At 77.0% G+C, this 762-nt stretch carries 1 pseudogene; it reads left to right on the forward strand.

Annotated elements, in window-relative coordinates:
* Positions 1–762, forward strand: a pseudogene (locus G3I40_RS31180) (hypothetical protein); the annotation flags it as partial.

A 762-nucleotide genomic window follows, 5' to 3' on the forward strand; every position in this document is an offset into this window, starting at 1 on the left:
CCGCGGCCTCCCTCGCGGACGAGGAGCGCGTCGCCGCACTGCTCGGCACGAGCGGCCCGTCGAGCAGCACCGAGGGCGCGGACGACGCGGATGCATCGCTCACCCCCGAAGGCCTCGACCGCGCCGCGGACGACCTCAAGACCCTCCTGGACGACTCCGTCGCCTCCGCCGAGCGGCAGCTGTTCGAGCTGCGGACGGCCGCAGCCGACGACTCCCGCATCCTCGGCGCGCTGGGCGACGGCGGACTGCTGCCGCCCGGCCCGGACGTGACGGCCACCGTCGAGTTCCTCGGCGAGCACGGCATCCCCGCCCTGCCCGGCTGGCGCTACCTCGCCCAGTCCGTCGACCCGGTGGACCACGCGCGCGTGCTCGCCGCCCGGCCCGAGTTGGTCGACGGCGTCGTCATCACCGACCCGGCGTCCCACGTACGGGCCCGGGAGGCACTGGCCGGTGCGGCGCTGCTGCCCCGCTCCGCCGTCGCCGTCGGCACCGCCGCCGCACTGCTCGCCCCGACCCCGGCCGAGAACGCCTCCGACGAGGGCGTCTTCCTCGTACCGCCGAACCCTGCGATGCACGACGAGCACGCCGCCGACGAGGAGCGGCAGGCCCTGCGCACGCGTGCCGCACAGCGCGACGAGGACATCCGCACCCTCGCCGGCCGCCTCGCCAAGGACCGTGAGCTGACCGCCCGGATCGGCTCCTGGCGCTCCGGCTGCCCGGCGGGCCGCCTCGCCGAACTCGCGGCCGGAGCGCCAGGAGCCG

The sequence above is a fragment of the Streptomyces sp. SID14478 genome (assembly GCF_010548525.1).
Lineage (GTDB): Bacteria > Actinomycetota > Actinomycetes > Streptomycetales > Streptomycetaceae > Streptomyces.